Annotated in this window: 19 protein-coding genes; 12 read left to right on the forward strand and 7 right to left on the reverse strand. The window is 38.2% G+C overall.

The window, feature by feature from the left end; genetic code table 11:
* Positions 1 to 51: 51 nt before the first annotated feature.
* The 5 genes from HME9304_RS04835 (at position 52) to rodA (ending at position 5652) form a co-directional block, all read left to right on the forward strand.
* Positions 52 to 1080 carry a rod shape-determining protein gene (locus HME9304_RS04835; RefSeq protein ID WP_112377505.1) on the forward strand — a complete coding sequence of 343 codons (1029 nt, stop codon included), beginning with the start codon at positions 52 to 54 and terminating at the stop codon, positions 1078 to 1080.
* Between the two features lie 62 nt (positions 1081 to 1142).
* Positions 1143 to 1958 (forward strand): rod shape-determining protein MreC, encoded by an 816-nt coding sequence (gene mreC / locus HME9304_RS04840; protein ID WP_112377506.1) that lies wholly within the window; start codon positions 1143 to 1145, stop codon positions 1956 to 1958.
* Complete coding sequence (locus HME9304_RS04845; protein ID WP_112377507.1) at positions 1951 to 2457, forward strand: rod shape-determining protein MreD; 507 nt, start codon at positions 1951 to 1953, stop codon at positions 2455 to 2457. Before mreC ends, HME9304_RS04845 begins: the two co-directional genes overlap by 8 nt.
* 53 nt (positions 2458 to 2510) lie before the next feature.
* Entirely contained in the window at positions 2511 to 4379 is a 1869-nt protein-coding gene (locus tag HME9304_RS04850; protein ID WP_112377508.1) for a peptidoglycan D,D-transpeptidase FtsI family protein, read from the forward strand.
* Positions 4369 to 5652: a rod shape-determining protein RodA gene (rodA, locus tag HME9304_RS04855; protein WP_112377509.1), complete on the forward strand. Its 1284-nt coding sequence runs from the start codon at positions 4369 to 4371 to the stop codon at positions 5650 to 5652. The genes HME9304_RS04850 and rodA overlap by 11 nt, the downstream gene beginning before the upstream one ends.
* Here the strand turns inward: rodA and HME9304_RS04860 are convergent.
* Together HME9304_RS04860 and HME9304_RS04865 are read right to left on the reverse strand one after the other, a co-directional pair.
* Entirely contained in the window at positions 5649 to 6449 is an 801-nt protein-coding gene (locus HME9304_RS04860; RefSeq protein ID WP_112377510.1) for a DNA/RNA non-specific endonuclease, read from the reverse strand. The genes rodA and HME9304_RS04860 overlap by 4 nt on opposite strands.
* 164 nt (positions 6450 to 6613) lie before the next feature.
* Complete coding sequence (locus tag HME9304_RS04865) at positions 6614 to 8788, reverse strand: carboxy terminal-processing peptidase (protein WP_112377511.1); 2175 nt, start codon at positions 8786 to 8788, stop codon at positions 6614 to 6616.
* 205 nt (positions 8789 to 8993) lie between these two features.
* On the opposite strand from HME9304_RS04865, the gene surE reads away from it, so the two are divergent.
* From surE to HME9304_RS04890, 5 genes are all read left to right on the forward strand, one after another.
* Positions 8994 to 9770 carry a 5'/3'-nucleotidase SurE gene (surE, locus tag HME9304_RS04870; protein WP_112377512.1) on the forward strand — a complete coding sequence of 259 codons (777 nt, stop codon included), beginning with the start codon at positions 8994 to 8996 and terminating at the stop codon, positions 9768 to 9770.
* Positions 9763 to 10047 carry a hypothetical protein gene (locus HME9304_RS04875; RefSeq protein ID WP_112377513.1) on the forward strand — a complete coding sequence of 95 codons (285 nt, stop codon included), beginning with the start codon at positions 9763 to 9765 and terminating at the stop codon, positions 10045 to 10047. Before surE ends, HME9304_RS04875 begins: the two co-directional genes overlap by 8 nt.
* A gap of 182 nt (positions 10048 to 10229) precedes the next feature.
* Entirely contained in the window at positions 10230 to 11342 is a 1113-nt protein-coding gene (lpxB, locus tag HME9304_RS04880; RefSeq protein WP_112377514.1) for a lipid-A-disaccharide synthase, read from the forward strand.
* Positions 11343 to 11375: 33 nt separating this feature from the next.
* Positions 11376 to 11924, forward strand: coding sequence for a C40 family peptidase (locus HME9304_RS04885; RefSeq protein ID WP_112377515.1), 549 nt, complete (start codon positions 11376 to 11378; stop codon positions 11922 to 11924).
* Positions 11924 to 13951: a ComEC/Rec2 family competence protein gene (locus tag HME9304_RS04890; RefSeq protein ID WP_112377516.1), complete on the forward strand. Its 2028-nt coding sequence runs from the start codon at positions 11924 to 11926 to the stop codon at positions 13949 to 13951. The genes HME9304_RS04885 and HME9304_RS04890 overlap by 1 nt, the downstream gene beginning before the upstream one ends.
* Here the strand turns inward: HME9304_RS04890 and HME9304_RS04895 are convergent.
* Positions 13945 to 15510: a peptide MFS transporter gene (locus HME9304_RS04895; RefSeq protein WP_112377517.1), complete on the reverse strand. Its 1566-nt coding sequence runs from the start codon at positions 15508 to 15510 to the stop codon at positions 13945 to 13947. The genes HME9304_RS04890 and HME9304_RS04895 overlap by 7 nt on opposite strands.
* A 17-nt stretch (positions 15511 to 15527) precedes the next feature.
* Positions 15528 to 17687 (reverse strand): S9 family peptidase, encoded by a 2160-nt coding sequence (locus HME9304_RS04900; protein ID WP_112377518.1) that lies wholly within the window; start codon positions 17685 to 17687, stop codon positions 15528 to 15530.
* Positions 17688 to 18200: 513 nt separating this feature from the next.
* Between HME9304_RS04900 and HME9304_RS04905 the strand changes: the two genes are divergently transcribed.
* A complete protein-coding gene (locus HME9304_RS04905) occupies positions 18201 to 19517 on the forward strand; it encodes a hydroxymethylglutaryl-CoA reductase, degradative (RefSeq protein WP_112377519.1) in 1317 nt (438 codons plus the stop codon).
* Positions 19517 to 20425: a GYDIA family GHMP kinase gene (locus HME9304_RS04910; protein WP_112377520.1), complete on the forward strand. Its 909-nt coding sequence runs from the start codon at positions 19517 to 19519 to the stop codon at positions 20423 to 20425. The genes HME9304_RS04905 and HME9304_RS04910 overlap by 1 nt, the downstream gene beginning before the upstream one ends.
* A gap of 59 nt (positions 20426 to 20484) precedes the next feature.
* On the opposite strand, the gene HME9304_RS04915 is transcribed toward HME9304_RS04910, so the two are convergent.
* The 3 genes from HME9304_RS04915 to lptC form a co-directional block, all read right to left on the reverse strand.
* On the reverse strand, positions 20485 to 22605 hold the full coding sequence (locus HME9304_RS04915; protein ID WP_112377521.1) for a peptidylprolyl isomerase: 2121 nt from the start codon (positions 22603 to 22605) through the stop codon (positions 20485 to 20487).
* Between the two features lie 84 nt (positions 22606 to 22689).
* On the reverse strand, positions 22690 to 23979 hold the full coding sequence (locus tag HME9304_RS04920) for a hemolysin family protein (RefSeq protein ID WP_112377522.1): 1290 nt from the start codon (positions 23977 to 23979) through the stop codon (positions 22690 to 22692).
* A 209-nt stretch (positions 23980 to 24188) separates the two neighbouring features.
* Positions 24189 to 24788 carry an LPS export ABC transporter periplasmic protein LptC gene (gene lptC, locus HME9304_RS04930; protein WP_112377524.1) on the reverse strand — a complete coding sequence of 200 codons (600 nt, stop codon included), beginning with the start codon at positions 24786 to 24788 and terminating at the stop codon, positions 24189 to 24191.

The following is a 24788-nucleotide window of genomic DNA, read 5'->3' on the forward strand; positions in this document are numbered from 1 at the left end:
TAGTACTTTAGCCTTTAAATTTACTTTTAATCCAAAAAACCGACACTTTTTATGGGATTTTTTGATTTCATGACCGAGGAAATTGCAATTGACCTTGGTACTGCAAACACCCTGATAATTCATTTAGATAAAGTTGTAGTTGATAGTCCTTCAATAGTTGCCAGAGACCGTATCTCGGGAAAAATCATAGCTGTTGGGAAGGAAGCCAATATGATGCAGGGAAAGACCCATGAAAACATTAAGACCATAAGGCCGTTAAAAGATGGGGTTATTGCGGATTTTGATGCATCTGAGAAGATGATCAATATGTTCATCAAGAATATTCCAGCGCTAAAGAAAAAATGGTTTCCCCCTGCTCTAAGAATGGTGATTTGTATACCATCTGGGATTACAGAAGTGGAAATGCGGGCGGTACGTGAGTCTGCTGAACGGGTAAACGGGAAAGAAGTCTATTTAATTCATGAACCAATGGCTGCAGCCATTGGTATAGGATTGGACATTATGCAGCCCAAGGGAAACATGATCGTGGATATAGGCGGTGGAACTACTGAAATTGCAGTCATTGCCTTAGGCGGAATCGTATGCGATAAATCAGTAAAAATTGCGGGCGACGTGTTTACAAACGATATCATTTATTATATGCGTACACAGCATAACCTCTATGTTGGGGAGAGTACTGCTGAAGCCATAAAAATTGAGATTGGCTCCGCCACCGAAGATTTAAAATCACCCCCTGATGATAAATCCATTCAAGGAAGGGATCTTTTGACGGGAAAACCTAAACAGGTCCAAGTATCGTACAGGGAGATTGCCAAAGCACTCGATAAAAGTATTTTACGTGTTGAAGACGCTGTTATGGAAACACTTTCCCAAACACCCCCCGAATTGGCTGCCGATATTTATAATACAGGTATCTATCTAGCTGGTGGAGGATCAATGTTACGGGGATTGGACAGAAGACTTTCCCAAAAGACAGATTTGCCCGTTTATATTGCCGAAGATCCTTTAAGAGCCGTTGTGCGCGGTACGGGCATAGCGCTTAAAAATTTAGAGCGATATAAAAGTATATTGATAAAATAATTCGGTCAAATCGCCATTTTGACCATTTGAAAGTATTTGTACTTTCTTAATGATATGATTGCATGCAGCGCATCATCAATTTTATTCTAAATTACAGAAACACGTTCCTATATGGCTTTCTCATGGTCATTTCCCTTATACTGACCGTTAGATCGCATTCGTACCATCAATCGAAGTTTTTTAATTCCTCAAAATGGGTCACTGGCAATGTTTACAGTGCTGCCGCAGATGTTTCATCTTATTTTGGACTTAAAGACGAAAACAAAAGGCTCGTTAAAGAGAATGAGGAGTTGCGAAAATTACTTTTCAACCAAAAAGAAATCGTAGGCCAAGAATTGGATACTGCTACCATTGATTACGAGGTAATCAGTGCCAAATTGATAAAGAACAGTTTTTCTTCCCCAAGAAATTATCTCACTATAAATAAAGGCAGAAAACAAGGTGCGATCCAAGATATGGGGGTTATGACCACCAAAGGTGTTTTGGGAATCATTGAAAATACATCGGCAAATTTTTCAACGGTTCAAAGTGTTTTAAACACAAAATCCAACATCAATGCAAAAATCAAGAATACAAACTATTTTGGCTCGCTCATTTGGGATGCAAAGGATTACAATACCGTTCAGTTGATAGACATCCCCAGATTGGTACCTCTAGTAGTGGGCGATACTATAGTTACTGGCGCCATGTCCAGTATTTTTCCAGAGAATATTCCAATAGGTACCATTAAAAGATATGATCTTAACGCATCAAAAAGTTTCTACAATATCGATGTTGAACTTTTTAATGACATGGCGAACATCAAGAATATTTATTTGATTAAAAACAAGAATAAAAAAGAAATTGAAGAACTAGAAGCAAGCACAATTAATGAATAGTACAATAGCCTTAAATATTCTAAGATTCATTTTATTGGTCTTGACCCAGGTCCTGATTTTTAATACGCTCAATTTTTTAGGGTTTATAAACCCTTTGATCTATGTGATATTCCTTTACTGGTATCCCATTAAAGGTAATAGGGGACTTTTTCTGGTGACAGCTTTTCTCTTAGGATTTATGATCGATGTATTTTCGGATACTATGGCATTACATGCCTTTGCAACATTGACCGTTGCATACATAAGGCCAATTATAATGAGGTTCTGCTTTGGTGTAAACTATGAGTTCCAAAATTTCAGTTTCAAAAATACCACAAAGGTTCAGCGGATTACCTTTTTAGGTTTATTAATATTGATTCATCAAGTCGTTTTCTTTTCATTGGAAATGTTAAGTATAACCCACATCCTTTTAATTTTGAAAAAGGTTTTTGCCACTGGTATCGTAACTTTGCTGTTATGTACGCTTTTTAGTTCACTTTTTAGCCCAAAAAGCGAATAAACTCGTTACTCTTTCGTTGGATATAGAACAGGGTCGGTAAAATTCAGTTTTCTATGAAAAAGCTATTATTGTCTTCTATTATTGTCATTATAGGTTTCACCTTCATTGGTAGACTTTCCTATTTACAACTTTTCAGTTTTTCGCCAAACCAAATTCTGGACGATCCTGCTATAAAAAAAATATATGATTATCCAGAGAGGGGGTATGTTTATGACAGAAATGGTGAACTTATGGTAGGCAACCAGCCCGCCTATGATGTCATGGTAATCCCCCGCGAAGTAAAACCATTGGATACCCTTGAATTTTGTAGTCTTTTAGGAATAGACAAAACATCTTTTATCGATAAGATGGAGAAAGCACGAATCTATTCTCCAAGATTGCCTTCGGTCTTGGTGCCACAATTATCAAAAGAGGATTATGCAAGACTTCAAGAAAAGATGCGGCATTTTATAGGCTTTTACATTCAAAAAAGGTCATTGCGTTATTACGCCACAAATAGCGCCGCAAATGTACTGGGCTACATCAGTGAAGTAAACGAAAGAGATCTAGAGAACAATCCATATTACGTAGCAGGTGAATTAAAGGGACGTACAGGTATCGAAAAGCAATACGAAGAAATACTTAGAGGTAGAAAAGGAGTCAAACATATCCAAAAGGATCGTTTTAACCGAGACATTGGTCCCTATAAAAATGGAAAACTGGATACATTGCCAGAACAGGGAAAGGAAATCCATATTACCTTGGATAAAAAACTTCAAGAATATGGTGAGCGATTAATGCATGGTAAAAGAGGTGGAATTGTTGCTATTGAACCGAAATCAGGTGAAATTTTGGCCATGATATCCGGGCCAACCTACGACCCCGCCCTTCTAGTAGGCAGAAAGAGATCGCGAAACTACAGTAAGTTACATTACGATACTATTTCCAAACCTACCTGGGATCGATCCATTCTTGCCGAGCCCTCGCCAGGATCACCTTTTAAAACAATGAATGCACTGGTTGCACTGCAAGAGGGCGTCATTGATCCTACTACAAAGTTTAGGTGTTATAATGGATTCTATGTGGGCAGTCAAAAGAAGGGATGCCATTGTGGTGGTGGTGTCCGTGATATGAATACAGGTATATATCAATCCTGTAATGCTTATTTTGCTGGTACTTTTAGAAAAATCTATGAAAAATTCCCAACTACGGATGAAGGTATGGAAGTATGGGAAAAACATATGAAGAGTTTTGGACTTGGTGGTTATTTGGGCACAGATATTCCAACTGGTCGACCAGGAAGAATCCCAGGAACAGCTTTTTATGATAAATGGTACGGAGATGGAAGATGGGGTTCATCTACAATTATATCAAACGCCATTGGGCAAGGTGAGGTCGCCGCAACCCCGTTACAACTTGCCAATATGACCGCTGCAATTGCAAACCGAGGTCATTTTTATGTTCCACATATTATAAAGAATGTTGGAAATACAGGTGCCATAGATGCAAGATTTACCGAACGCCGTGAAACAACCATCGATAAAGAAAATTTTGAACCTGTGATAGAAGGCATGGCCAATGTTTACAAATTTGGTACTGGAAGATGGGTCCAGGTACCCGATATTGAAATTGCCGGAAAGACGGGAACGGTTGAAAATTTCGTCAGAATCAACGGGGAGCGTATGCAACTCACGGACCATTCCATTTTTATAGCATTTGCCCCTGTGGAAAACCCGGAAATTGCTCTTGCCGTTTATATAGAAAATGGATATTATGGTGCGCGCTATGCCGGTCATATTGCCTCATTGCTCATTGAGAAATATGTAAAAGGAAAAATAACTCGAAAAGATCTCGAAAAACGTATGCTCGAAAAAACGCTGGAACACGAATATGCCAAACCATATAGCGGAGAACCTTTCAAGATAAATGAATATGTCTGGTAGGGGACTCTTTGGCAGAATAGATTGGCTCACCGTTTTTCTTTATGCATTTTTGGTCCTTATCGGATGGATCAATATCTACTCCACAACCCTTAGCGACCCAGATACGTCTATTTTTGATTTTTCAACACTTTATGGAAAGCAACTTTTCTTTATAGGTGTTGCAGGTGCGGGAATTCTTCTTGTTCTCTTTATAGAAACCAATTTTTTTGAACGGTTTGCTTCCATCTTCTATATAATTTCAATAATCCTATTATTAGGACTTTTTGTTTTTGGAAAAACGATTGCAGGTGCCACATCTTGGTATAACCTAGGTTTTTTCAACCTACAACCTTCTGAACTGGCCAAGGTAGCTACCGCTCTTGCACTGGCCAAATACTTAAGCGATATACAAACGGATATAAAAAATAGAAAGCACCAACTGTATGCTTTGTTAATAATTCTTTTGCCTGCAATTTTAATATTGCCACAGCCAGACCCGGGAAGTTCGCTCATTTACTTTTCACTTTTTTTTGTGTTGTTTAGGGAAGGCTTTCCATTGTACTATCTTGGCATTTTATTGGTTATGGTAGTTTTATTTGCAACAACACTGATGTATGGAACCATATGGATTGCAATTGGCCTAGGAATTGTAACCGTTCTCGTTTTTGTTTTTAAAAAGAAATCTACCAAAATACCCCTGATACCTCTCGGTGTAATTATTGTCGTGTCGATTCTGTTTTCATTGTCCGTTGGTTTCGTTTATGAAAATATTTTTGAACAACGTCATCGCGATCGTTTTGCGTTATGGTTGAGTTTGGAGAAAGATGAAAATAAATTGGAAGAAATTAGGAAAACCATAGGTTACAACACTTACCAGTCAGAGAAAGCAATTGAATCTGGGGGATTTTTTGGAAAAGGTTTTCTGGAAGGCACTCGAACCAAGGGGGATTTTGTTCCTGAGCAACATACGGACTATATCTTTAGTTCCGTGGGAGAAGAATGGGGGTTTTTGGGAACAGTAACCGTAATTCTGCTTTTTTCTTTTTTCTTTCTACGCTTGATTTTCATTGCAGAAAGACAGAAAAGTGATTTTAGCCGAATGTATGGCTACGGTGTCATTTCCATACTTTTGATTCATTACTTTATAAACATAGGTATGGTCATTGGATTGTTGCCCACAATAGGAGTTCCTTTACCATTTTTCAGTTATGGTGGTTCTGGGCTTATCTTTTTTACCATGTTGCTCTTTATTTTCTTAAAACTGGATTCCAACCGTCTAAAAGACGGTATTTAAAAAATCCAGCCAGAAGTATCAACTCTGCCCTCGATCTCTTCTTGCCAAACTTTGGATTGCTTTTCTAAAAAATCTATTGCGGTCATTGCTTCAAGTTGATCTATGGTAATTAAAAAACTTTCCAATGGTTTTTGGCTCTCTTTATTTGGAATCAAAAAACAAAGAAGCTTTACCTCACCTTCATTTTCCCTAAAAATTACTTTGTAAAAAGCATCGGGAACATCTACATCTTCGCTCCCTATCTCTCTAAGCCCGTCTGTTAACACTCCGCCTGTAATAATTTTTAGCTTACCATACTTTTTGCACCAAAAGCGTACCTTTTTTTCCAATCTATTCCACACACCTGCATTAAAATCTCGATCTTGGGGACTAATATTACTTGTATAGAATGTTTCATTGTAGGCAGATTCAGAGAAACGCCTATCCCCTGCAGGACAGAGGTGACCCCTGTCATATCCCGAGCCTCTGTAATTCTTCCAGTCCGCGGATTTAGTCTTTACTTTTGGGTCTTGGATAAAATAAGGTCTTTTTCTATCATCATAGGTCAAATACCCTGGCTGAAGTTCGTAAGCTACCCATTCTGCCTGCTCGTACGGTTCATTATAGGAAAGTATGAAATGTTCATGTTCAATAATCGCTCCCGTAGTTGAACTGGGCAAGAAATTGACATTAAAAGGAGTTGAATCTATTTTGCTGTTTGAACTAGTATAATCATCTGGGGTATAAAAGTTATCAAAAAACCAAAATCCAACAATACAGATTGCTAGAAGTAACGCATATAAAGTCCTATTTTTCATTTAGCCAGTGACAACAATTTATTAACCAAGTTAATCGATTATTTATCTTTTCATCATTTTCATGCCTAAGAATGCTGTTGCAGTCTATCAACCTACTTTTTTAATGTAAAAATAAAAAGCCACCTCGGTTGAAGTGGCTATTGAAATCATCTAAATAGGAATATTTATCCCTTTACACTTGCCAACTTTCTCTCGTTGGCTTTTATATTGTTCATCTTTAAATCCTTCAGAACGTTAACAGCTTCCTCTACATAAATATCCTTCGCAAGGTTTTTGTGCCATCTATTTCTTTTTTCCCGTAGAACAGAATCCTTTGTAAACAGTTCTGTTTCATATTTCAAAGATTCAAAAGTCAATTTGGAATCGTACTCGCGTAAACTTTTAAAGTGTTCCGATTTCTTTTTTGCTTTTTCTTCTCTTTGCTTGTATTCATTATAGTTTAGCGAAACCAATACCTCATCTTGCTGCTCTTTCAACCATTTTGCATTTTCTTCTATCAATTTAATATGTTGATTATTAGCCATGCGCTTTTTACTGTTTTCCACAGTAGTTTCAAAATCGATATAGCCATCCCAGATTTTATAATCTGCAGGAGTAATCTTATCCCAGCCCAAGGGGTTTTGTTGGTCTCTTTCACCAAGATCGATATAACTGTATCTGTCCGGTACTACGATATCGCTCTTGACTCCTTCCAATTGTGTAGATCCTCCGTTGATTCTGTAAAACTTTTGGGTTGTAAGCTTTATTGCACCTAAATCTCCATGCTCGTTGCTTCTGACAATATTATCAAGGGGAATCACGTTTTGAACAGTACCTTTTCCAAAAGTCTGTTTGCTACCGATTACCACTGCTCTTTTATAATCCTGCATTGCAGCAGCTAAGATTTCTGAAGCAGAAGCTGACAATTCATTCACCAAAATAACCAATGGACCGTCCCATTGAATGCGTTCGTCCTTATCTTCATGAACTTCTTTTCTTTGGCCCGAAGACCTTACCTGTACTATTGGGCCATCTTTTATAAAGAGACCTGCCATTTCCACAACAGTCTTTAAAGAGCCTCCCCCATTGTCTCTTAAATCCAAGATAATTCCTTCAGAACCCTCTTGTTTTAAACGTTCCACTTCCTTGGCAACGTCCGAAGCTGCATTTCTTTCTGTATAATCATCAAAATCTACATAAAATTTTGGGAGGTTGATGATGCCATATTTATGCTCTTCATCTTTTACAGTAGCTGATTTTGCATAAGATTCTTCAAGTAAAACAACATCTCTGGTTATCGAAACTTTTTCTATGGTTCCGTCAACTCTTCTTACCGTTAAGTCAACAACAGTGCCTTTTGGGCCTTTAATCAACTTAATGGCGTCATCTAAACGCATACCTACTATGTTAATAGGCTCTTCTCCATCTTGCCCAACTTTTAAAATTTCGTCTCCGACTTCCAGGCTTTGTTCTCTCCAAATAGGTCCCCCGGAGATAATCTCCATAATTCTGGCCCCTTCCGGTTTTTTTTGTAACCGCGCACCTATTCCTTCAAACTTACCGGACATTCCAATATCAAATTTTTCTTTATCATCTGGGGCAAAATAGTAAGTATGGGGATCGAATTCGTCCACTATGGTGTTTATGTATTGTACAAACCAATCTTTTCGTTCTAGATCGGCAACGAAATCAAAGAATTCATCAAGAGTATTCTTTGTGTTTTCTCTTGCTTCTTCTTCTGTTAATTCTTTATCAATAGATTCAGAAATTTCATCAAAAGTTAAAATTTTAGATGGCATCTCTGTATTTGGAGATTGGTTGGCTTCAGCAATTCTATTTTCTACCTTATTGTCGAAAATACCCAGCGTATTGTATTTTAACTGCATTCTCCAACGTTCTATAAGCTGTTTTTTATTGGATGCAAATTCTTGGTCCTCGTAATCAATATTTATACTTTCATTTTTAGTATAGTCAAAAGGTTCGGAAAGAATATCCGCATAAATAACTTTTGCTTCGTCCATACGCTTCATCAAGCGTTGGTATACAATATTGAAAAAAGTAATATCGGTATTCTTTATTTCATCATCAATTTGAAATCTGTACTTCTCAAATTCCTTAATATCACTTCCCAAAAAATACCTTTTTGTAGGATCGAGTACTTCTATAAAATCATCAAATACGTTTGAGGAAAAACTGTCGTTCAAATCCTTTGGCTCATAATGCCCACGTTCCAAGACGTAGGTAATAAGATCCAACAACAACTTATCCTTGTCATCGTTTTCAAAAGTTTTATTTGTAAAACTGCAGGAGGCAACTGCAATAAGAATAATCAAAAAGCCCAGAACAAAATTCTTTTTCATGAAAGCTGTATTTATTTGGAGGTGAAATTGATTGACAGCAATTTGTCAGATCATCATTACGTCATCCTTCTTTTTTATTCATATGAATTCCCTAAGATACTGAAAAAACCGTGCCAGTTTAGGTCATGGTTTCTAATTTTTTGTTAAACGGCTAGAGCTCCATATCCTTATGAAAAACGTATTTTTATACTTTTAATTATATAAAATGAAAAAACCGCTCATCCTTGTCACCAATGATGATGGAATCACTGCCCCAGGTCTTAGGGCTTTGATAAGTGCAATGAAAGAAATTGGAGAGGTAATTGTGGTGGCACCGGACAGCCCGCAATCTGGAATGGGGCATGCAATAACTATAGATGACACCCTCTATTCCAAAAGAGTAATTATAGATAAAACTGAAGATGCACCTACGGAGTTTAGTTGTAGCGGTACTCCGGCTGACTGTGTAAAGTTAGCTCTTCAAGAAATATTGCATAAAAGGCCCGATATCTGCGTAAGCGGTATCAACCACGGTTCCAATTCTTCTATCAATGTCATATATTCCGGTACGATGAGCGCTGCCATTGAGGCAGGAATTGAAGGTATCCCTGCAATCGGTTTTTCCCTTTGCGACTATTCTTGGGAAGCAGAGTTCAGCCATTCCCTAAAATCAGTCAAGAAAATCGTATCCCAAGCATTGCTACATGGAATACCAAATGGAACGGTACTTAATGTAAATATCCCGAAAACAACTACTGAACCAGAGGGCATCAAAGTATGTAGACAAGCGAGGGCAAATTGGAAAGAAAAATTTGATAAGCGCACTAGTCCAACTGGTAAGGACTATTATTGGTTGACTGGGGAATTTGAACTATTGGACAAGGGCGAGGATACGGATGAATGGGCATTGGCAAATGGATTTGTTTCCGTAGTTCCAACACAATTTGACCTTACCGCCCATCATATTATTCAGCAAGTAAACAATTGGAGCTTAAATGAATAGCAGAAAAGAAATTCTCATCGGCTTTGTCGTAGGTATCATAGCCAATACTTTTGGCACGCTGCTGTATGTCATTATTTTTTCCGATTTAAGTATTACAGAGACATTTGAAGCTGCTGTTGCCCAAGAACACATAGGAAGTTTGTTGGCATTGGGGGCTATCCTGAATCTGGTTGCATTTTTTGGGTTCTTACGAATAAAACGAGATTACAGAGCTAAGGGTGTTTTGATTGCGACCTTACTTACGGCAATGGTAATATTGTATTATAAGATTTTTTAAAAGGGGGCGAATGTAAAATTCAAGCTCAAACTCAATGCTAAAATTTTGGAAACCTTCTATATACAGGTTAAAACCGATGCACGAAATCTGATAAAAAAAAAGCTGAAAATCAATTAGAACACTTTTCACAATAGTATATGAACTTGGCACTTGAATTTGAACTTGACACTCGAACTTAGATAATGAAATACTACATCATAGCCGGTGAAGCTTCGGGAGATCTCCATGGATCCAATCTCATTAAGGCGCTTAAAGAGCAAGACGCCGATGCGATTATTCGTTGTTGGGGCGGAGATTTAATGCGGGAGGCGGGAGGCGATTTGGCCAAACACTACAAGGACATGGCCTTTATGGGGTTTTTGGAAGTCATCAAGAACATTCCAACTATTTTCAAGAATATTTCTTTTTGTAAAGAAGATATTTTAAATTTTAATCCTCACCTGATAATTTTCATAGATTTTTCAGGCTTTAATCTTCGCATTGCCGAATGGGCAAAAAAGAATAATTTCAAGACCAATTATTATATATCCCCGCAAATCTGGGCATCTCGGGAAGGGAGAATCAAAAAGATAAAACGTGATATCGATAATATGTATGTGATACTTCCTTTCGAAAAAGATTTTTACGAAAAGAAACATAATTATCCAGTGCATTTTGTAGGTCACCCCCTAATCGATGCCATAGCAAATACCAAAATTGTTGATGAGCCTACGTTTAGGGAACAAAACGGGTTAGACTTAAAAAAACCTGTAATTGCACTCCTGCCCGGAAGCAGAAAGCAAGAGGTACAGAAAATGTTGGAGATCATGCTTTCCGTAAGCGATGGCTTTCCAGAATATCAATTTGTAATTGCGGGCGCACCAAGTTTATCGGATAGTTTTTACACTTCTTTTTTGAAAGAAAAAAGCATCAACTACGTCTCCAACCAAACCTACTCCCTCTTGAAATATTCGCACGCTGCATTGGTTACAAGTGGCACGGCAACTTTGGAAACCGCACTTTTTGGCATCCCTCAAGTCGTATGCTATAAAGGCAATTGGATTTCTTATCAAATCGCAAAACGAATCATCACCCTGGATTATATTTCATTAGTGAACCTAATCATGAACAGGGAAGTTGTTAAAGAATTGATTCAAAGTGAATTGACAACGAAAAACCTTCAAAAAGAGCTGTCAAAAATAATAGATGGAAATGAGAGGGAGCGCATGTTAAAGGACTACGCCCTGTTAAGAAAGAAATTAGGCGGAAAAGGTGCCAGTCAATTAGCAGCCAAATTAATCACGGAAAATGCTTAGATTTAATGCCCAAGAATCAAAAGCTATTCTTGGATGTTACATAGAGCCCTCTATCTTATCGCTATTTTACTTGTTTTTGGTTGTGGCACGACCAAGAAAAAAAGAACCTACCGCGCTCCTAAAACCATTTCTGTTGAAGGGACCAAAGAAGAAGAAAGTGTACCGGTCTTAAAACCCAAAAAAGAAAAAAGGAAAGACGGAAGGGCGGATGATATTATCGCCACGGCAATGACTTTTTCGGGAACACGATATAAATACGGCGGTACCACAAAAAAAGGAATGGACTGTTCCGGACTTTTGTATGTTTCGCTTAAAAAAAATGACATAATATTCCCCAGGGTTTCCTATCAAATGGCGGAAAAAGGAAAGCGAATAAAAATACCGCAAGTTCAAAAAGGGGACCTCCTATTTTTTAAGACCAGTAAAAGTGGAAAACGCATCAATCACGTTGGACTTGTTGTCGATGTAAATGGGGATGACATCAAATTCATTCATTCTACAACATCAAGGGGGGTTATCGTTTCTTCTTTACGTGAAGGTTACTGGAACTATTCTTTTGTGAAGGCTACGCGGTTTTTGTAATGCGGTTTTTCAATTTTGTTTCCATTAAGCTGACCCTATGCCTAATTGCGGGGATTATTATTGGTTTCTATTTTGAAATACCTCTATCACTATCGCTTGCTATTACAATTGCATTAGTACCTTTTCTATACTGGGCACATAAAAGACAGACCCGTGAAGGGTTTCCATTTTTTGAGCTTACAACAATTTCCACTACGATAGCCCTTGGTATTGTAATCGTTACTTTGGCAAAATCCGAGGATTTGCCGAACCACTATTCAAAACGGAATCTTGATAAGCACAACTTATGGGAACTTAAGGTTGAGGAAGAGCTTAAACAAAATCAATATTCACAGCGTTATGTGGTAAAAGTTATTTCTCTTGAAAACAGAAGAAGTTCTGGAAAGATAATTTTAAGCCTTCCTTCTGATTCAACAGCAAAAAAATTTCAATTAGATGATGAATTATTTATTTTTTCATCTGTAAAAACAATCGCCCCTCCTCTTAACCCTCATCAATTTAATTATAAAAAGTATCTGGAAAAACAAGGAATTTATCATCAAATCCAGGGTGATCCAGAAGCAATTACTTTAAAAGATAAAGCATCATGTACGCTTAGGGGGTTAGCTGCCAATTTAAGGGAACGTATTATTCTTAAACTTAAGAAAGAGGACTTTGGAAAAGATGAATTGGGCGTCATTCAAGCACTTTTGTTAGGTCAACGAAGCGATATCCCAGAAGAAACCTATAACAGTTATATCGATGCAGGGGCTGTTCATATTCTGGCTGTTTCTGGACTTCATGTTGGTATTCTATTGTTGCTATTGCAGTTCTTGCTATCACCTTTGGAGTGGGTTCCAAAAGGAAGAACGCTTAAGTTGGCATTGATAGTTATTTTGCTTTGGAGCTACGCTTTTGTAGCAGGGCTTTCCCCATCCATACTAAGAGCGGTGACCATGTTCTCGTTTTTTGCCTATGCCATGTACTTGAACAGACCAACGAATTCATTCAATATCGTGGCCTTGTCCATGCTCTTTATTTTACTGATCAAACCGTTGTTTTTGTTCCAAGTAGGCTTTCAGATGAGTTATGCCGCGGTTTTTGCAATTGTGTGGATCTATCCAAAACTGCAACGTTTTTGGTTTCCCAAACACTATATAGTTCGTAAGATTTGGCAATTATTATCGGTAAGTGTCTCGGCACAATTGGGCGTTCTGCCAATAAGTCTATTTTATTTTCATCAGTTTCCTGCCTTGTTCTTTGTTTCCAATTTGATGATAGTTCCTTTTTTGGGTTTTATTCTTGGGCTTGGAATTCTAGTAATTGTATTATCCCTACTGGATTGTCTCCCAGATTTTATGGTTCAGATTTATAATTCGGTCATCAAAAGCATGAATTTCATCATTGATCGGGTCGCTCACCAAGAAGGTTTTATCATTAAAAACATTCCGTTCGATAGTGTCCAAATGATTTTAGGGTATCTCATTATAATTTCCCTTATTTTATTTCTTTCAAAACCAACATTCAAATATCTCGCACCACTTTTACTCGGGATTATCTTATTCCAGGGATGGACCATTTGGGATCAATTTCGATTACAGGGAAAAGAAAGCTTTGTGTTGCTGCATAAATCGAAGAATACTTCGCTATTGCATCAAAAGGGCGTTTCTTTAACGGTTTATACAACGGACAGCCTCGGTATATCATCAATAGTTGACAACTATACAATAGCGGAGCGGAATCCCTCTATAAACTTTTTACCGTTAAAACATAACTTTGTTCTTGGTAAGAAAGAGTTATATATAATGGACAGTGCCAGCGTGTATCCACCAAAGAAAAACCTGGATTTTCTATTGCTCACACAATCCCCAAAGATAAATCTAGAGCGAATTATTGATTCCATTCAACCTAGAAAAGTGATTGCCGACGGAAGTAATTTTAAAAGTTATATTGCTCGATGGAAAGCCACTTGCATTAAAAGTAAAATCCCTTTCCACAGCACTCGTGAAAAGGGAAGTTATTTTTTTAATCCTAAAGTCAATCAATGATCTGCCAGTTCAAAACCTTCCGTTTCGTCATCTTGAACAACAGTTTCCTTATCCTCCGCTCCGTGTGTCAATCGTTTTAACGGTTTCAACAATAAAATGACCAACAGCCCAAAAAGTACCGCGAATATAAATAATCCCCCGAACACTTTAAGCTCACCTGCTTTTACAGAACTTTCACCAATTATTCCGGCCACTTTATTTCCCAGTCCGGTCGCAGCCCAGTATACCCCCATCATCAACGCCATATATCGTACTGGTGCCAGTTTTGTGAAAAAAGACAACGATACCGGTGATAGGCAGAGTTCTCCTAACGTATGGAACAAATAAGCAAGAACCAACCAATACATAGCCGAACTTCCATTCGCCTCATACTGAAGGGATGCAAAAACCATATATACAAAACCAACTCCCATAATAATCACCCCAACGGCCATTTTAAAAAGTGAGGATGCTTCTTTTCCTTTCAATTTTCTTTTGGCCCAAAAATTGGCCACAAGAACTGCAAATAGGATTATAAAGCCAGCGTTTGCGCCTTGAAACCAAGCTGCAGGAACTTCCCATCCCATAAACATCCTATTGGTTTTTTCTTCCGCATATAGGTTCATCAAACCACCCATTTGCTCAAAACAGCCCCAAAAGACCAAAACCATAAGTAACGATAACAACAGTACTACATATCTGTCCTTTTCTACTTGGCCATTCAGGTTTTTGTAAATCATCATCATAAGCCCCGTGACCAAAGAAAGTACTATAAACAGAATACCGTACCCCCAATTATCCGGTCCTTCAAAAGTGAATCCGGCATACAACGAAAGTACCAATAGGACAACGACAATACCTAATTGTAACGGGGACTTAAACAATTGTGAAAACAACGTAGCCAAGCTAACATCCGAAGATTTCTCCTCTACCGTAGGTTCGTTACCGACATGTATCAAAAAACGTTGCCCGTATAGATATACTATCAGACCCAATAACATTCCGATACCTGCAAGTCCAAAACCATAATGCCATCCATATATGGCAGCTACAAGGCCTACCGATAAAGATGCCGTGAAAGACCCAAGATTTATACCTACATAAAATATGCTAAAACCCTTATCCCTTCTAATATCGTTCTGTTTGTAGAGCCCTCCTACCATGGTAGAAATATTTGGCTTTAACATACCCACACCTAAGATTACCAAGCCCAAACCCGTGTAATAAGCCCAAATGGCATCTATTGCCAACACGCCATGCCCCGCTGTCAACAATATAGCGCCTATGGTTACCGCTTTTTTCTGACCGATCAATCTATCTGCTATAAATCCGCCAGGAATACTCATTAAATACACGAGCATAGTATACCAACCATAGAGTGCCAAAGCTTCTGTTTTCGTCCAGCCCAATCCACTTTGGGGGTCGTTCTCCAATGTTTGGGCCGTCATGTATAGCGTTAGCAGGGCTCTCATTCCATAATATGAAAAACGCTCCCACATTTCTGTAAAAAAGAGCACGTACAACCCAACGGGATGTCCAAAAAGTTCTTTCTTATGCGCTGGTTTTACAAGGTCTGACATATATTTATTGTGTTAGGTTACAGGTTTGCTTTGATAAAATCGGTCATTTTGGTATAGAGGTGCAATCGTGTATTTCCGCCATAGATTCCGTGGTTTCTATCTGGATAAATGGCCCAATCAAACTGTTTGTTGGCCTGTACCAACGCTTCGATCATGCGCATGGTATTCTGCACGTGTACATTGTCGTCGCCAGAACCGTGCACCAATAAATATTTTCCTTTTAAGAGTTCCGGATAATTGAACGGAGAATTATTATCATATCCGCTAGCATTTTCTTGCGGGGTCTGCATGTAACGTTCCGTATAAATGGTATCGTAAAAACGCCAAGAAGTTACTGGTGCCACGGCAATCGCCATTTCAAAGACATCATTACCCTTTAACAAACAATTGGTGGACATAAAGCCTCCATAGCTCCAGCCCCAAATACCAGTTCTGTTCTCATCGATATACGGTAGTTCGCTCAGTTTTTTTGCAGCGGCGATTTGGTCTTCAACCTCATACTTTCCCAATTCTTTTTGGGTGACCTTTTTAAAGTCACGACCTTTCAATCCCGTGCCACGGCCATCTACACAAGCTATAATATAACCTTCCGAAGCCAATAATTGATGCCAATAATCGTTAGAGCCCAACCATCTGTTTGCTACTTGCTGCGAACCCGGTCCACTATACTGAAACATAAAAAGTGGATACTTTTTTGTACTATCAAAATTTGCAGGTTTGATCATGTACATATTCAAATCGTTCCCATTAATATTGATGGTAGAGAATTCTTTTGGGCTTAATTCATATTCCTCCAATTTATTATCCAAGATGGAATTGTTCTTGATTTCTTTTATTTTTTCTCCATCTTCGGCCTTGTGCAGCGTGTATTGATACGGTGTGGTAGCATCAGAAAATGTGTTGATGAAATAGGTGTAGTTCGCACTAAAATCAGCTGTATTGGTACCTGTTCTGGTTGTCAGCTTTTTCTTTTTCTTGCCATTCGTTCCAATACTGTATACATCTCTGTTTATGGAGCCGTTTTCCGTAGATTGATAATAGATTCTATCCTCATTTTGGTCGTAACCGTAATAGTTGGTCACTTCCCATTCTCCTTGGGTTACCTGGTTCATTAACTTTCCATCCTCATTGTAAAGATAGATGTGGTTATAACCATCTTTTTCACTGGTCCAGATAAAACTATCATCTGCCAAAAAAGTGAGGTTATCCGTGACATCAACATATGCATTGTCCTTCTCTTCAATCAATGTTGTGACTGTATTGTCCTTTGCATTGACCTCATGAAGTTTTAAATGGTTTTGATGGCGGTTAAGGGTTTGAACGCTCAAATGATTGGGATCGTTCATCCATTTTATTCTAGGTACGTAATAGGCATCTCCTAAATTAATGTCCGATCTATTTCCTGAAGCCACATCATACATATGTAATGAAACTTTAGCATTTTCCTCTCCTGCTTTGGGGTATTTAAACTCATGCTGATAGGGATACAGTTCCTGACCATATACGTCCATTGAAAAATGGGGCACGTTTGTTTCGTCAAAGCGTAGGAATGCAATCTTGGTTCCGTCACTGTTCCAATCAAAGGCGCGTACAAAGGCAAATTCCTCTTCGTATACCCAATCCGTAACCCCGTTTATTATAGTTCCTTTAGTACCATCTGTTGTAATTTGCTTTGTGTTATTTGCCGCTATTTCAAATACATACAGGTTATTGTCCCGCACGTATGCTACTTTTGAACCATCTGGGGAAAGCAAGGGTTCTTGGATTTTCTGATCCGAAATCTTAACGATATCCTTACTGGCCACATCATAAACGTAGAAGATTCCCAATTTTGAACGCCTGAATATTGCTTCGGTTTCCGTGGCAAGTATTATTTTGGATTCATCGGCACTGAACGTATAAGAACTAAAAAAGGGAACCTCTTCCGAAGAGGCCACAATGGTCTCTATTTTTTCCGAAGTTTTATAGTCATACTTGTCCAAGCTACTGGAGCGTGGCGAACGGTCAAAATTTAAGATAGTGTATTGTTCCCCATTTTTCATGGAACGGAGCACGTCCATATATTCGGCCCTAAATGTACCGCCCCAGATATCTTCCAAGGCAATTTTTTTCTTTTGTGCTATAGTTATGGTTAAAAATCCGAAAGTGAACAAGAACAGAAGGAACTGTTTTCTCATGAAGTAAAAAATTGATTAAAAACCATCAAGTTTACTAATATTTATTCAGAATATATACTGAACTCATTTAAACTTTTTCAATTGAACTCATTTAAACTTTTTCCATTTGCTAAAAATTGGCTTATTGCACCGATTTTTGTCATTCTGTAGCCATGCTGCCTACGCTTCCGTTCAGACGGATGCAAAAAGAATGACTTCAAATGGACATAAAATGACTGATTTTTGCCTTAAAGCAATAAATTTCTGATTGTCGTAATCATTCATAAAACTAATCGTCACCCTGAATTCATTTCAGGGTCCCATCACAAAATATTGATCTGAAACTATTATGTGATGCTGAAACAAGTTCAGCATGACGACAAAACTATATCATGACAAAAAACGGACATTCAATAAAAGTTTAATGAGTTCACATTGATATTACGATTGTAATGAGAATTAAAAAACCGATCGTAATCGAACAAAAGCCAAAAGCTTCAATATCCTTATATTTGAGGCCTTTAACCAAACATTATGAGCACTCCTGTCGAAGGGTTTTCCAAACTTTCCAAAAATCAAAAAATTGACTGGTTAGTAACCAATTACACCAAAAATCCCGAGGAATCAAAAAAAATATTGGAACGGTATTGGAACAATGACACGGCCGTTCAAAAGCTTCACGATGAATTCATAGAAAACACGATTTCCAATTATTACCTACCATTTGCCGTAGCACCGAATTTTTTGATCAACGGAAAGCTATATGCCATTCCCATGGCAATCGAGGAAAGCTCCGTAGTTGCGGCAGCGAGCAAAGCTGCCAAATTCTGGTTGGAACGTGGCGGCTTTAAAGCCGAAATACTAGGTACGGAAAAAGTAGGGCAAGTTCATTTTATTTTTAATGGCGATAGCACTAAACTGCGTCAATTTTTCAATACCATAAAACCTGAATTTTATAAGGACACTGCTTCCATTACTAAAAGTATGGAAAAACGTGGCGGAGGTATCAGCGACATCCAACTTAGGGACCTTAATTGTAAAATTGAAGGCTACTATCAATTGCACTGCACTTTTGAGACCTTGGACGCTATGGGTGCAAACTTTATCAACTCCTGTTTGGAACAGTTTGCAAAAACGTTGCAAGAAAGTGCCGCTTCCTACACTAACTTCACCGATGAAGAAAAGGCCATTGAGGTCGTCATGAGCATATTATCCAACTATGTCCCCAATTGTTTGGTAAAGGCGGAAGTGAGCTGCCCGGTCGAAACACTGCTTGGAGAAACCATATCATCCAAGGAGTTTGCAAAAAAAATGGTTCGGGCCGTGGAAATTGCAAAAGCCGAACCTTACAGGGCCGTGACCCACAACAAAGGTATCATGAACGGTATCGATGCCGTGGTGCTCGCTACAGGAAACGATTTTAGGGCCGTGGAAGCAGGAATTCATGCATATGCCGCAAAAGATGGAAGCTATTCTAGTTTAACCCATGCCAGCATTGAAGATGGTGTTTTCAGATTTTGGATTGAAGTACCTTTAGCTTTAGGTACGGTAGGAGGATTAACCTCACTTCACCCCTTGGTAAAATTAGCTATGGAGATTTTACAAAATCCGACGGCTAAAGATTTGATGCAAGTAATTGCGGTAGCGGGCCTAGCGCAAAATTTTGCCGCAGTACGTTCTTTGGTTACCACGGGCATACAAAAAGGACATATGAAAATGCACTTGCTCAACATGCTCAACCAAATGGGCGCAACGGAAAACGAAAAGCAGCAGCTTGTGGATTACTTTAAGGATAAAACAGTTACCAACGCTTCTGTTAGGGAAGCTTTGGAGAAGATTCAGGCCAGCTAATGGAAAAAGAATTTTACAGTAATGGAAAGTTATTGCTCTCAGGTGAGTATGTTGTCTTGGATGGTGCCTTGAGCCTTGCAATACCAACAAAATTTGGGCAATCCTTAAAAGCGACCATAACAAATACAGGATTTTTAGAGTGGGAAAGTTTTGACGAAACCAACGCCGCTTGGTTTAATGGAAGTTTCGATATAAAAAATCTAAAGGTAATCGACACTACAGATATAAACGTTGCCGAAACATTACAAGGTTTATTAACAGAAGCCAAATCACAAAATTCCCAATTCTTGGAGAATTCATTGGGTTTAAAGGTGGAAACCAAACTTACTTTTCCACAAATATGGGGACTGGGCACCTCTTCCACACTCATAAACAATATTGCCCAATGGGCAGAAGTGGACGCATATCGATTGCTATGGAATGCCTTTGGCGGCAGTGGATATGATATAGCTTGCGCACAGCACGACCGAGCGATTCTGTATCAAAAACAAAACAATGTGCCTAAGGTTGAAGAAGTAACATTTCATCCTCCTTTTGCAGATTCAATATACTTTGTCCATCTCAATCAAAAGCAAAGCAGCAAAGAGGCTATTGCAACGTATAGGAAACAGCAGTTTAATAGTCATGAATTGATTACTGAAGTTTCTAATATTACCAAAAAGTTGGTGAATACGGCAACTCTTCCAGAGTTTGAATCCTTAATACTACTGCATGAAGACATTTTGTCCAAAGTATTGGGGTTGGAAACTGTAAAGTCCAAATTTTTTCCTGATTTTGAAGGAGCCATGAAAAGTCTCGGTGCATGGGGAGGGGATTTTATCATGGTAACTGGCGATGCAGATGTTCCAAGTTATTTTAGAACAAAAGGGTTTGAAACTGTTGTTCCATTTATTGATATGGTACTTTAAAAACGTAAAAAAAAGCCTCCATTTTGGAGGCTTCATACTTTTTGGTTGTTTCGTTGCTTCTAGTAAAACGTAGCTCTTTTATCTTCAATATCCGCTTTTTCTTTTAGCGCATTATAAACTTCATTGTTTACCCTATTCGATGCATTGGTTTTTAGCGAATTTGCATATGTACTGAAGTTATCAATTTTTGGAGCGTCCTCTTTTTTGGTAACCTTCAACATAAAAACGCCTGTTTCTCCTTCTATTAAGCTGGAAGTTTTGCCTTCTTCGAGAGCAAAAGCTGTACCGACGACCAATGGTTCACGTCCTGCTCCCGGTATTGTTGGAGATTTCATGGTAAGAGCCGAAGCATTTGAAACTGTAACATTATTGTCCTTTGCAAAAGCATCCATGTCTTTGCCCTGATTGGCAAGCATAATCTTTTCTGCTTTACGTTCTTTTCTGATTTTTGGCAATGCTGTAGCAGATGCATCTTCTGAAGCCATCAAACCTTCTTCATACTTCTTTGTCAACTGTACTACGGCATAGCCATTATTAATATTAAAACGCTTAATGGCGCCCACCTCAGTATCTTCATTGAAAGCCCATTGTACTATGCCGCGTTGTGCGGAAAGGCCAGGAAGATTCTCATCCATTTCCTTTACTTTATTGACCGGCCTTACTGTTAGGTCAGACTCTTTTGCAATAGTGCTAAAAGATTCTGGTTCTGCATCGATAGCGGACATTTCAAATTTTGTAGCGTCGGTGAACAATGTATTCACGGTTTCTTCCGAGGGTTCAACTTCTCTTGAAAGCGTAGCTATCTGCACTACATCTTGTTTGTCATCTACTTTGATTACGTGAAAACCAAAATCAGTTTCTACCAAACCGATGGTCCCCACTTCATTCCCAAAAGCAAAATCATTAAAAGCATCTGCCATTACACCTTCTTGGAAATAACCCAAATCCCCACCTCTTGGTGCGGATGGACCGTCTGAGTTCTCCCTTGCCAATGTTGTGAACACAGCCCCCTCTTTTTTTGCCTCTGCTAAAATTTCCTTTGCTTTTTGTTCAGCTTCCTCTTTTGTCCTGGTAACATTTGGATTTGCTCTTGCTGCACCCTCATAGGCGAATAAAATGTGGCTTGCCTTGACAGTTCCATTAGGCTTTTTGTCCATCATCTTGGAAATCCTGAAAAAATTACCATCCCGATAAGGCCCATATATATCACCTACATTTAATGACATTAGACTATCTGCCACAACTGACGGTAAATCTTTTTTTGCTTTATAAATGGTATCAAACTTTGTGTCTGAATTTCTATCTAAAAAAGCCGCTACATCCTCTGTGTTTCTAAATCCGGCAATAGTATCTGTAGTATTTGTTTCTTGAATATATTCAACACTGTCATCAAGAAGTAAGGCAATAGCATTTTCTACTGCCTTTTCATCATCCAATGATGCTTTTTCCTCAAAATATACAAAACGAACGTCCCTTGCTTTTTCCTGCTTAAAGTCCTCTTTATGATCGTTCATGTAGGACTCTATCTCTTTTTTTGAAACTTGGATAGTGCTATCCGGTATAGAACTGTAAGGCACGCGCACATATTGAATGTCTACTTTCTGGTTGGACATTTTATAATCAAACTCACCTTCTGATAGTGTTGCTCCCACACCCCCTTTTATCAAATTAAAATACATACGTTCTTTTGCAGACTGTATAATATTCTTTTCATCCTGCAACCAGGCATCGTAACGAAGTGGGTCATTTGCTTTCCAATCTGCAATGGCACTTTTAAAAATTTCTACATTAAATATGCCGTTCTCATCTTGAAAATCAGGAATCTGTGCATAACCTGAAGTTTTGACGAATTCAACGATCTGATCATTTTCAACATCTATGCCCAAATCTTCAAACTGTTGTCCAAGAATCTCTTCTCTAACTTTTTGATCATATACACGACTGACCAACTGTGTGGACGATAAATTAGGTCCAAATCTTCTGGATGCATTCTCCACATCCCTTCTAAATTCATCTATGGAAATACTTTCCCCATTTACTTCTGCCACTGCGGAGCCTACTTTGGTACCCGCAAAATCATTGCTGGTAAAAACACCAGATATTACAAATGCAAACAACGCTAGACCGATAATTAAAATCAGTACGGTAGTTCGTTTTCTAATATTCTCTAATATTGCCATTTTACTGCTTGTTTTCTATAAATTGAGTGGGCGAAAATACCATTTTCTTTTCAAATAGGAAAGCTAAAACAATGATGGAAATTCTTAATCCTCACCTGTGACGCTTACGCTTACCAAATCAATTTTTGTGTTCGATACTTCGAGAACGTGGAAGAGAAAATTATCTATTCTTATTTCGGAATCCAATTCTGGAATTTCTCCCGTCTCGTTCATGATCAAACCGCCCAAGGTTTCATATTCGTCGCTTTCCGGTAGCCCGAGCTTGTAGTTTTCATTAAGATAATCAACTTCCAAACGTGCAGAGAATTTGTACACGTTTTCGCTAAGTTGTTCTTCATGCAAATCCGTAGTATCGTGCTCATCTTCAATTTCACCGAACAACTCTTCAATAATGTCTTCTACGGTCATAATTCCTGAAGTTCCTCCATATTCATCCAAAACCACAGCTATGCTTTTATGTTTTTTGGTCAGTACGTTCAGAATATCTTGTATTAGCATGGTTTCGGGAACAAACTCTACGGGAAGTAAAATATTCTTGATCGTTTTAGGCTTTTTAAAGAGCTCGTAGGAGTGAACGTACCCTATAATTTCGTCTATACTTTCTTTATAAATCAAAATTTTTGAATACCCTGTTTCTGAAAAAAGTTTGGTAAGGTTTTTTGGTGTTTCGTCAATTTCTACAGCAGTAATCTCTGTTCTGGGAACCATCACCTCCCTAGCTTTTACAGTGGAAAATTCCAATGCATTTTGAAATATCTGAATCTCAGAATCTACTTCATCTTCTTCCTCCACAGTTTCCATTTGTTCTGTAATATAATCCCCAAGTTCCATTTTACTAAAGGCGAGTTGGACTTCGTCACCATCAGTTTTGAAAAATACACGAAGGATAAAGTCCGACACCTTTATCACGAACCAAGAAATGAACGAAAACAAAACATAAAAGATATACGCTGGGATAGCAAAAGCTTTTAAAAGTGTATTGGAATATATCTGAAACAGCACTTTTGGCAAAAATTCTGCTGTAACTAAAATCACCAAGGTAGAAATTATGGTCTGCGAGAGTAAACTGAAATCCGTCAAGAAAGAATTTAAGAACTCATTGGAAGTTGGCACAAGACTTTGAAACCATATCATAAGTTCCTCCCCCATGAAAAGACCATATATCACCAAAGCTATATTGTTGCCAATAAGCATTGTAGCGATAAATTTAGAAGGTTTCTCCGTTATCCATGTCAATACTTTGGCAAAAAAGCCTTCTTGCTTTTTTTCAATTTCGATGTGGATTCTGTTCGCCGAGATAAAAGCAATCTCCATTCCCGAGAAAAAGGCGGAAAAGATCAATGAAAGGATTATAATGATCAATGAACTGTCCAAGATTATTGCTGGCTATCTTTTTTGCGTTGTTCAAATTTTTTATAGTAATGTCTTCTAAAGAAAAACATAAATATTGTGATTACTGCCAAGAAAATAAAAATGTAAGCTCTATTTCTATCCACTCCCCATAAGTTAAAAGCCATGAAGGCAGATAATATTCCTATCACCAAATTGATATAAACAGTATATTTCAAGTATTTTCCCATGATTTATTCTTCTTTTAGGGTCATGAGACCATATGTTTTATGTGCATTAAAGAAAGTAAAGTCCCTGTTGAAATCCATGCCCTCCCCGTCCATTATTGTACCATCTTGGGGATTTGTGTATGTAAAGGTCTCTTCGGTAAAAATCCAATTATTGGCCCTATCGTAAAATAACTGTGGGGTTTCCAGTTTTTTACCATCATGGCTCTCTATTATAACATTACCCTGCAAATCTATCAAGTTGGTCTGTGAGTACACAATTCCATAATCTGCCGTAATCACACTTTTTTGATTTTTTTCATCATAGAAGTCTACCTTTAATCCTTCTGGGAAGGTACGATATTTGAAATCTTGATTATCAAAATCCTCAGTGACAGGACTGCTTAAAACGGCAATAACCCTGGAATCAGATTCATCTTCCGTATTCATTTCATCGACAGTTTCCGTGTAGGTCAATGTAAAATTTTGGGCGATACCTTGTGGAAAAACTGGTTTTACCGCTTCTTCGCCGACCCTTTTATAGTTGTCCTGACAGGATATAAAAAGGATTGCCACGGTAAAGACCGTGGCAAAATATTTTAAATTATATATTGTTTTCTGTTTCAC

The organism is Flagellimonas maritima (assembly GCF_003269425.1).
Lineage (GTDB): Bacteria > Bacteroidota > Bacteroidia > Flavobacteriales > Flavobacteriaceae > Flagellimonas > Flagellimonas maritima.